This window comes from Caldicellulosiruptor sp. F32, assembly GCF_000404025.1.
Taxonomy (GTDB): Bacteria; Bacillota; Thermoanaerobacteria; order Caldicellulosiruptorales; family Caldicellulosiruptoraceae; genus Caldicellulosiruptor; species Caldicellulosiruptor saccharolyticus.
The window spans coordinates 1-10128 of the sequence record NZ_APGP01000006.1 but is presented as its reverse complement, the minus strand read 5'-3'; the positions used below and the strand labels follow the sequence as shown (position 1 = coordinate 10128).

Annotated in this window: 7 protein-coding genes; 1 reads left to right on the top strand and 6 read right to left on the bottom strand. The window is 35.3% G+C overall.

All coding sequences use genetic code 11. The annotated features are described in order from the left end of the window. The first annotated feature begins 21 nt into the window (after positions 1–21). A complete protein-coding gene (locus H964_RS00430; protein ID WP_039763658.1) occupies positions 22–2367 on the top strand; it encodes a glycoside hydrolase family 65 protein in 2346 nt (781 codons plus the stop codon). 104 nt (positions 2368–2471) lie between these two features. Here H964_RS00430 and H964_RS00425 read toward each other — a convergent pair whose 3' ends face one another. The 6 genes from H964_RS00425 to H964_RS00400 form a co-directional block, all read right to left on the bottom strand. Beyond that, on the bottom strand, positions 2472–3491 hold the full coding sequence (locus H964_RS00425) for a LacI family DNA-binding transcriptional regulator (RefSeq protein WP_039763656.1): 1020 nt from the start codon (positions 3489–3491) through the stop codon (positions 2472–2474). A gap of 87 nt (positions 3492–3578) precedes the next feature. Next, positions 3579–4412 carry a carbohydrate ABC transporter permease gene (locus H964_RS00420; protein ID WP_039763654.1) on the bottom strand — a complete coding sequence of 278 codons (834 nt, stop codon included), beginning with the start codon at positions 4410–4412 and terminating at the stop codon, positions 3579–3581. Positions 4413–4433: 21 nt separating this feature from the next. Continuing rightward, positions 4434–5321 carry a carbohydrate ABC transporter permease gene (locus tag H964_RS00415; RefSeq protein WP_039763652.1) on the bottom strand — a complete coding sequence of 296 codons (888 nt, stop codon included), beginning with the start codon at positions 5319–5321 and terminating at the stop codon, positions 4434–4436. 97 nt (positions 5322–5418) lie between these two features. Beyond that, positions 5419–6645, bottom strand: coding sequence for an ABC transporter substrate-binding protein (locus H964_RS00410; RefSeq protein WP_039763651.1), 1227 nt, complete (start codon positions 6643–6645; stop codon positions 5419–5421). 238 nt (positions 6646–6883) lie between these two features. Further along, on the bottom strand, positions 6884–9151 hold the full coding sequence (locus H964_RS00405) for a glycoside hydrolase family 65 protein (RefSeq protein WP_039763650.1): 2268 nt from the start codon (positions 9149–9151) through the stop codon (positions 6884–6886). Positions 9152–9164: 13 nt separating this feature from the next. After that, positions 9165–9836 carry an HAD family hydrolase gene (locus H964_RS00400; RefSeq protein ID WP_039763649.1) on the bottom strand — a complete coding sequence of 224 codons (672 nt, stop codon included), beginning with the start codon at positions 9834–9836 and terminating at the stop codon, positions 9165–9167. Positions 9837–10128 lie beyond the last annotated feature (292 nt).

The window sequence follows — 10128 nt, the reverse complement described above, 5'->3', positions numbered from 1 at the left end:
GCTGCGAAAGGAGAATTCAGCTTGAGAAAGCTTCCCAAAAAGCAAGCTATATTTTTGCCAGATGAGTGGAATATAATAGAAGAGGGATTTTACCCTGAAAAGAATTTTATGCTTGAGACCATATTTACAGTTGCAAATGGATATTTAGGCCTGAGAGGGAACTTGGATGAAGATTTTCCTGACAAAACCCAGAGCTTTAAAGCAACATATATAAACGGCTTTTATGAAGAGTATGATATAACTTATCCAGAGGGTGGATATGGATTTGCAAAGCGTGGCGAGGCAATGGTAAATGTGGCTGATGTAAAGACATTTGAAATAACAATTGATGGTGAAAAATTTAATCTATTCAGTGGAAAAATTGACAAACATGTGAGAAAACTTGATATGAGAAAAGGAACGTTTATGCGCAAGATAATCTGGGAATCTAACAGCGGCAAGAAAATTTATATCATATTTGAGCGGCTTGCATGTTTTAAAAGGCAGCATTTGGGAGCAATTAATATTAGAATAAAACCTCTCAATTTTTCTGGCAGAATAAAGATTGTAAGTAAAATAGATGGAAACTCTTCAAATCTGATTGAAACAGAAGATGTGAGGGTTGGTTCTGGAATAGAAAAATTTCCTTTTGAAACAATTAAGGCTTACTGTGATAAACTTAATGGTTTTTTGATGCAGAAAACTAAAAAGAGTAGACTCTCGTATGGCTGCATGGTAGATCATGTTTTGAGCATCAAAGAATTTTTCTGCAAATCTTTTGCCGACAAAGAGAAAAATCTTGTCATATTTGAAATTGAATTTGATGTTAAACAAGATATGGAATATAGCATGACAAAATATTTTTCATATTTCACACAAAGAGATGTTGAAGAAGATTTGATTGAAGAGCTCTGTGCTGCTGAAATACTTGAGACAAAAAAGATTGGGTTTGAAAACCTTTTGAAAGAACAAAGAGAATTTTTGGAAACCTTTTGGGAAAACGCTGATGTTGTAGTAAAAGGAGATTCCAACATTCAGCAAGCTATAAGATTTAGTCTATTTTCGCTACTTCAATCAACAGGTAGAAACGGTATTTCAAACATTGCTGCAAAAGGCTTAACTGGAGAAGGCTACGGTGGACATTATTTTTGGGATTCTGAAATTTATATAATGCCGTTTTTTATTTACACGCATCCAGAAATTGCAAGAATGCTTTTAATACACCGCTACAATCTATTAGATGCAGCAAGACAAAGAGCAGAAGAACTTCATCATCGTGGTGCCCTTTATCCATGGCGAACAATTGCTGGTAAAGAGTGTTCAGCTTACTTTCCAGCCGGAACTGCGCAATATCATATAAACGCTGATATTGTCTATGCCATTAAAAAGTACTTTGAAGCAACAGATGACCTTGACTTTATTAAAAACTATGGTGCAGAGATTGTATTTGAATCAGCAAGATTCTATGCAGACTTAGGGCACTTCAGTGAAGAAAAGGATGGGAAGTTTTGCATCTTTTGTGTAACAGGCCCTGATGAATATACAGCGCTTGTTGACAACAATGCTTATACAAACTACATGGTTCAAATGAATTTGGAATTTGCGGCAAGGTTATATAATCTACTGAAAGAAACAGATAAAGAAGCCTGTGAAAGACTTTGTAACAAGCTCAAACTGTCAGATGAAGAAATTGAACTCTGGAAAAAAATGGCTGATAACATGTACCTGCCGTACAATGCTAAGCTCAAGATAATTCCCCAGGATGATTCATTTATCTATAAAAAGAAACTTGATCTGTCTAAAATACCAGAAGATCAGTTTCCTTTACTGCTGCACTGGCATTATTTGGATATTTACAGGTATCAGATTTGCAAACAGCCAGATGTATTGCTACTCATATACCTTTTGAGAGAGAAGTTCAGTTATGAAGATTTGAAAAATAATTATGAATACTATGAACCAATAACCACACATGATTCTTCTCTCTCACCTGCCATCTTTAGTATACTGGCTGTAGAGCTAAATCTTCTGGAAAAAGCCTATGAATACTTTAGATACACTGCAAGAATGGACCTTGATGATTTGAATGACAATACAAAAGACGGAATTCATGCAGCTTGTATGGGCGGAGCTTGGCAAGCTTTGGTATTTGGTTTTGGTGGCATGAGAACAGGAAATGGTCTACTTTCGTTTTCTCCAAGGCTTCCCAAAGACATTGATTATATTTCATTTAAGGTCAAATACAAAGGATGTACTATAAAAGTAGAAATAACCAAAAATAAGGCAATTTATACACTCTTGGCTGGTGAAGCTATCCTACTTTCTCATTATTCCCAAACTTTTGAGCTTAAAAGTGGGCAAGCAAAGGAATTTGTAATTGAGACATAGGAATTAAAAAATTGCCTTTACAAACAACTTAAGGCTGTTTGGGGCATACTCAAAAAAAACCCATACAGCCTTAATGTTTTTAGAAACCAAAATACAACACACAGTTAGCGCAGCCTTGCAGTTGACTCTCTTTTGACAAGCTCTGGTTCTAAAACAATATGATTTATGGGCTGTTTCGAAATTAGATTCAAAAGCAAATAGAAAGCTGACTTTCCCATCTCCGATTTATTCTGCCTTATTGTTGTAAGTGTAGGTGTTATATACCTTGCAATAGAAATATCATCAAATCCAACAATGGATACTTTTGCAGGCACATCAACTCCAAGGTCCTTAAACCTCTTTATAAGCCCTATTGCCATCATATCAGATGCAGCAAAAACTGCAGTGACACCTTTTTCTAAAAAGTAATCCGCTGCTTTATATCCACTTTCTTCTGTAAAATCACCTTCGACAATGAGTTCATTGTCTATGCTAATCCCATTTTTGCTCAAGGCCAAAATATAGCCATTCAGTCTTTCCTGGCTTACATATGCTTTCTTATGGCCGTTTAAAAATCCTATCTTTCTGTGTCCAAGATGGATAAGGTGTTCTGTTGCAATTTGTGCACCTTTGAGATTATTAGTAGTCACATACCCAATATTTGAGTTTTTAATAGGAATATCAAGCAGAACAACTGGATAGGTACTTTTTTGTATTTCATTTAGATATTCATCATCAGTTTTTAGTCCCATTACAAAAGCACCCTCAAGTTGCTTTTCTTGCATAACTGTGTCAAAGTGAACTTTCTTTTGCTCTTCTGAAGTAGTCGACAAGAGCACGACCTCATAACCATTGTCCATAGCAGCTTTCCTAAAACTTGTAAGTATCTCATAATAAAACACTCCATATATTCCTTCTCTTTCTAAATCCTCTATGAAAAGTCCTACTCGCTTTGTCTTGCTTGTCACAAGCCCTTTTGCAAAGATATTTGGAACATAGTTTAATTTTTTCGCCATTTCAATAACTTTGTCTCTAGTCTCTGGACTTATATCTGAATAGTTATTAAGTGCTCTTGATACAGTACTTGGTGAAATACCCAAAGCCTTTGCAATATCTTTTATTGTCACATTTTTGCTCTTTCTCATTATTTTTCTCCCTCTGTTTTTGAAATGTTTTACTAAAACCTTAAAATAAATTATACACTGTTCTTCTTGATAAATTCAATATCTTTGTTACTCTTTTAACCCTGATGTTACAATACCTTTTACGAAATATTTCTGAAAAAGCACAAAAACTATTATAGTGGGCAAAGATAGCAAAATTGCGCCAGCCAAAACTTGGTTCCAAAATTGATAATATTGACCATAGAAAGAGTTAAGCCCAACAGGCAAGGTATAGAGCTCTTCTGAAGATGCTATAATACTTGGCCACATAAAGCTGTTCCAACTACCAACAAAAATAAATATTGCTTGAGTAGCCAAGGCAGGCAGGGAAAGTGGCAAAAATATTTTAAAGAATATCCCAAAGCGAGACAGTCCATCAATAAGTGCTGCTTCTTCTAAGTCTTTTGGTATTGTCAAGAAATATTGTCTCATAAAGAATATATAAAACGCACTGACAAGCCACGGGATAATTAATCCTTTGTATGAATCAATCCACCCAAGTCTGTTTAATATAAGGTAAATTGGTATTAAAAGAACCTGACCTGGTATCATCATTGTGCCGATTATCACGTAAAACACAACCTTTTTAAAAGGAAAATCAAGTCTTGCAAGAGCATATGCTGCCATTGAGTTAAACAAGATATTTCCGGTTGTTACAGCTACTGCCACAACAAAACTGTTAAAAAGCCATCTTAAAAATGGAAATTCATGTGTGATATATCTGTATGAATCAAAAGTAAGCTTGCTAAAATCAATAGAAAATTTTGTAACATCTTCAACAGGCTTTAATGATGTGATGACTGCGATAAGGTAAGGAATTAGAGTTACCAATGCCCAGAGTATGCATATGGAATAGAAAACTATTTTTACTCCAATCCCATACGTATTTCTTCTACCCCACATTTTCTTCAGCTCCTCTATTTTTTAATATGACATCTCTTCACCAAAGAATTTCCTTTGAATTAACGTTAGAATAAAAATAATTCCAAACACAATAAACGCCATTGCTGATGCAACGCCCATGTTAAACTCTTTGAAAGCTGTTCTATAAATCATAACAACCATTGTCATTGCTTTCCCCATCGGTCCTCCATCAGAACCACCAATTATGTAAGAGAGGTCAAACATCTGCAGTGTGCTTATAAAAGATACAACTGTGTTGAAAAATATCATAGGCTTTAAAAGTGGTATTGTGATTTTAATTAGCTTTGTAAACTCTCCAGCACCTTCAACCTCAGCAGCTTCGTAAAGCTGGTCAGGAATTGTAGAAAGTCCTGATAAAAATGTAACCATGTAAAAACCGACAGAACCCCACACAGCTACACTGACAATTGCAGGCATTACAAATGAAGGCTCATTGAACCAGTTTCGTGGTGTTATACCTATATGGCTTAAAATCTGATTCACTAAACCATCTGTCTTGTACAAAAACAAAAATATTATTGATACAGCAACAGGGGAGGTAACCGTTGGAAGATAGTAGGTGGTTCTGAAAAAGTCTTTGAACTTTACCTTGTCATTTACTATCACAGCTAAAATTAAAGCGATAATTAGCTGGGTTGGAACCACCAAAATTGAATAGTAAAAAGTGTTTACAATCGAGTCTAAAAACATCTTATTTGTCAAGGCTTCTTTGTAATTTAAAAGTCCAACAAATTTGGGCGGTGTATCTCCCAAAAACGAAAATTCCTGAAAGCTTATTATAAACGCTTTTGCCAAGGGATAAGCAAAAAACATGAAAAATGATATAATGTATGGCAGAAGCATCACAAACGCAGTGAAATACTCTTGAACTTTTGTTTTATTTTTCATTTTTTATTCACATCCCCCTATAACTTACAATTATACTTTTATAAAGTAAGGCAGGGACTAAAGCCTGCCTTACCATGTGTCACTCTTTGAAGCTTTTTTATTTCATAATTTGCTTTACTCTCTCTTCTATGTTCTTTTTTAGGTCATACTTTTTACCAATAACGTAATCTTCAAATGCTTTGTTGAAGACGTCCACAACTTTTGTGCCATCCAGACCATAGAAGTAAACTTGTGCATACTTTGCACCATCAACAAGCGCTTTTCTCTCTGGATAAGTTTTAGCAAAGTTCACACCTGCGCTCTTTAATGAAGGAAGCGCCAAACCTGCTTCAACAACAAACTTCTGTCCGCCCTCACCAGTCAAAAATCTTATAAGCTTGAACGCTTCCGGCTTGTGCTTTGAATTTTTGCTCATCACATATGCAACGGTGAATGCCATTGTTGACTTGCCAGCTGGCCCTGCGGGAAGTTCTGCAATACCATATGAGTCTTTTGGAATCTTTCTTTCGTTCAAGAATGGAATCATCCAGCCACCTTCAATTGTCATAGCAGCTTTTTTGTCTGCAAATGCATCTCCTACCCAGCCAGCACCTAAGTCCTTTGGAGTTTTACAAATTCCTTCTTTGAAAAGGTCAAGTGCAAATTTAAAGCCTTCCAGAGCTTTCGGGTCAGTAAAAACTGGCTTGCTACTGTCAAATACCTTACCACCGTTTTGATATGCAAAAGGTTGAATTCTTGCAAGCTCAAGATTCATTGTAAGACCTACAACCTTGCCTGTTGTAAGTTTCTTAGCATAATCCTTTAGCTCCTGCCATGTCCTTGGAGGACGAGTTAAACCTGCTTGTTTGAACATCTCTTTGTTGTAGAACAAGACCAATGTATTGTAGTCTTTTGGAAGACCATATACTTTACCCTTGTAGATAAATGGCTGTAAAAGTGATGATTCATATCCAATTGTCTTTACATTGTATTTTTTCATCCAATAATCAAGCGGTTCTAAAACACCCTTTGCAATATACTGCCATGCTGGCATTGAATCCATGTAAAAGATATCAGGCTCTGTCTTTGATGCCATAAGTAGCTGCATCTTTTGGTTATAGTCACCGACAATCTCAACTAATTTAATATCAACATTGGGATATAGCTTTTTGAACGCTGCAATTTGGTTTTGGACAATCTTCTTCTCAGCAGGAGAAGATGCCCACGCACCAAGCCTTAATGTAATTTTTGATGTAGCATAAGCACTCTTTTGTGAAACTGCAATCCCAATACTCAAGGAGATAATAAACACTAAAATAAGTAAACCTGCTAACAACCTTTTCATAAAACCAAACCTCCTTTGAGATTACTTAAATATTTTCGGAAATGTTTTCGACAATTTTATTATACAACAAGTTATTATTTTTGTCCATACTTATCTTAAAAAATTTTTGTTTTTTGTTTATATATTATAAACTATTTTGCTACAGTTCCAAGACAGCTTTAACCTTCATCGAAACTTTTTTCGAAAAACAAATCCCCTGTGAAAAGCACTCATCTTTGCTTTTCACAGGGAAAGCTGTTTATATGATAGCTTCTTGCCCTTTAATTTTTAGCTTTACATTTCCCTTTTCAACCCTTTTTTTGACTTCAACATTATCTTTTGTAATTTTAAAGTCCAAAAGGTTTCCTTTCCACCAAATGCTGAACTTCAAGCTTTCCCATTTTTCAGGAAGCCATGGATTGACACTCAGAACGTCATCTTTCTCTATGCTAATGCCACCAAACCCAAATACTAAAGCTTGCCATGTACCACCAAGTGAGGCAGCATGAATACCTAAATGAGTATTCCCTTGGTTGTCTTCAAGATCTGTCAAAGCTGTTCGCATAAAGTTGATATATGCTCTGTTTGTCTCACCAACTCTGACACCCATCAAAGCATATATGCTTGGACTCAAAGACGATTTGTGCATAGTTCTCTTCTCATAGTAGTCGTAATTTATTTTCTTTGTTTGATCATCAAATTCTTCACCGAACAGGTAAAGAAGCATTACAACATCTGCCTGTTTTATTAGCTGGTAGTTATTCAGCTTGTCAAGTTCTACGCCCTCTGGCCAGACTGGCATATTGTTCTGGTCGTATTCTTTTATAACAAAATCTTTTAGGTTGAAATACCCTTCAAACTGTTCAATTAGTTTCTTGTCGGAATGGTATGGTATATAAATCTTTGAAGCTATCTCTTGCCATACAAAAGGTTCTTCATCAGATAGGTTTATCTTTTTGGATAACTTCTCAAAATACTTTGGATATTTTTCCAAAAGCAGATTGCAGAGTTCTGATGCTTTGAGTAAATTCCACTTAGCAAGATAGTTTGTGTATGCGTTGTTATTGCAGTGTTCGTGGAATTCATCAGGGCCTATAACATCGTTTATTTCATACCTACCTTTTTCCTTGTTGTATTTACAGATTGACGCCCAAAACCTTGCTGTCTCAATTATAATCTCTGAACCGTAATTTAAAAGGAAATCTATATCATCAGTTGCGCGCACATAATTCATAACTGCATATGCAATATCAGCAGAGATGTGATATTCTATATCACCAGTCCATATCCTCACTGGATTTCCGAGGTAGTCATATCCCCACTTTGGTGTTTCTTCTTCGCCTGTATCTGCACTCTCCCATGGAAATTGAGCACCTTTGTAGCCATTTTTTCTTGCATTTTCTCTTGCTGCATCAAGCAGGTTGTATCTGTACATAAGCATCGCTTTAGCTGCTGCAGGGTTTGTGTAGATATAAAACGGAAGCATAAATATTTCAGTATCCCAAAAAACATGTCCTTTGTAACCTTCACCATGAAGTCCCTTTGCACCAAGGCTTACATGTTCATCTTCTGGATTTGCCATGCTAATCAGATGAAAGATATTGAACTTTACACTTTTGTTGGCAACTTCATCTCCAACTATATCAATATTGGCAACATCCCAAAGTCTTTTATACTCTTCTATATGCTCAGAAAATAACTTTTGAACGCCCTTCTCTCTAAATTCTTTTAATTTATTCTTTGAGCTTTCAAAAATGTTATTTGTTTTCTCCCTTGAAGAAACCAATACGCTTAGCTTTTCAATTTCATATCTATTTCCTTCTTTTGCTTCAACCTCAAGATTTTCTGTAATAATGCCTCCTAAATCCTTCGTAAACCTATTAAAAGAACATCCCTGACCATCTAATAAAACTTCCGTAGAGCTTGCTATCCCAACTTTATATTTTCTGTCCTTTGTTGTAACGCCAAGATATATGCCAGTTGCGAAGTCTTCTTTTTCATCTATATCATAATGCTTTACCCTATCGTTTGGTACATCCTTAGAATTCATAGTAGTTGCGTCAATGAAACTTTCAACATTTAAAACTGCTGAATAATTTTCACACACAACATCGTACTTTTGAACAATTAGATTCTTATTATTCATACTTACAAAGCGAAATCCTTCTATCGTGGTAATTCTCCCTTTGACATCTTTTAGTCTTAATTTTCTATACAAAATACCCTGTTTTAAGTCCAAAACTCTTTTAAATTCAAGTATCTCACATTTCAAGGGGTTCAAAAACTCCCTATTGATATATATCCTAAGACCAATTGGATTTGGAAGGTTAACAAGCTCTGTGACTTGTGCAGTTGATTTATCAAAAACACCAGCAATGTAAGTTCCAGGAGTTTCTTCACAAAAAACTTCCTCGTTAATTCCTCTTATCCCTATGTAGCCATTTGTAAGTGCAAAACATGTTTCAAATTTGCCAGAAGCTTCTAATTTATCCTGCTCAATTAGCCATTCACGTTCTGATAATTTCATGTACAAAAACCTCCTAAACTATTTTAAAAACCTTTTCGTAAAGATTTTCAAGAAGTTCTATTGTAACCCTGTCCAATCTGTCAACTATAAAGTGAGCGTTTTTCAGTCTTTCAAACTGACCATCTCTGCAAACCCCAATTGTAAGCATTCCAGCAGAAATCCCTGCCTTGATACCGTCTATTGCATCTTCAAAAACAACACATTCTCTTGGATTTACATTCAGCTTTTGTGCAGCGGTCAAAAATACCTCAGGGTCAGGTTTGCCCTTTTTGAAATCATAGCCTGTTACAATTGTATCAAACATCTTATCAATACCAAGTTTTGTTAGGATTTTGCTTGTATTTTTGCTTGACGATGCAACAGCAAGTTTTACTGAGTTTTGCTTAAAATACTGCAAAATCCAAATTGCATCCTCAAACGCTTCTAAACTGTCAGTTTCGACAAGCTCTAAAAAATATCTCTGCTTTTCCTCTGCCATAGAAATAAGCTGGTCTTCAGGAAGATTTCCAACAATACTTTTTATTCCATCCATCCTCGGCTTCCCATCTACTTTTTGTTTGTAATCTTCATATTCAAATTTGTATCCATGATTATTGAACATTTTTTTCCATGCTTTGAAATGAAGCCTTACAGTGTCAGTCAAAACCCCGTCCATGTCGAAAATTGCTGCTTTAATCTTCCCCATAAAATAGCAGGCCCCTTTACTAAAATAGTTTTATACAACTATTATAAAATTTTTTCGAATTGTTTTCAATATCGTTTTCGGTTATTTTCGAAGAATACTTTCGTATTTCCTAATTGAAAGAAGAAATTCAGATAAGTTTGGTTCTATTAAATAAAACGAAGTGTCAGCGCTGAAAATAAGCCAGAATGAGTAGCTTTAGTTAGAAAGGACTGCAGATATCGTTGAAAAAAGCAAAAAGGAGCCATCTTGTATATAACCAATTTGTTAAATTTTTAACGATTAAGAGTGAAAC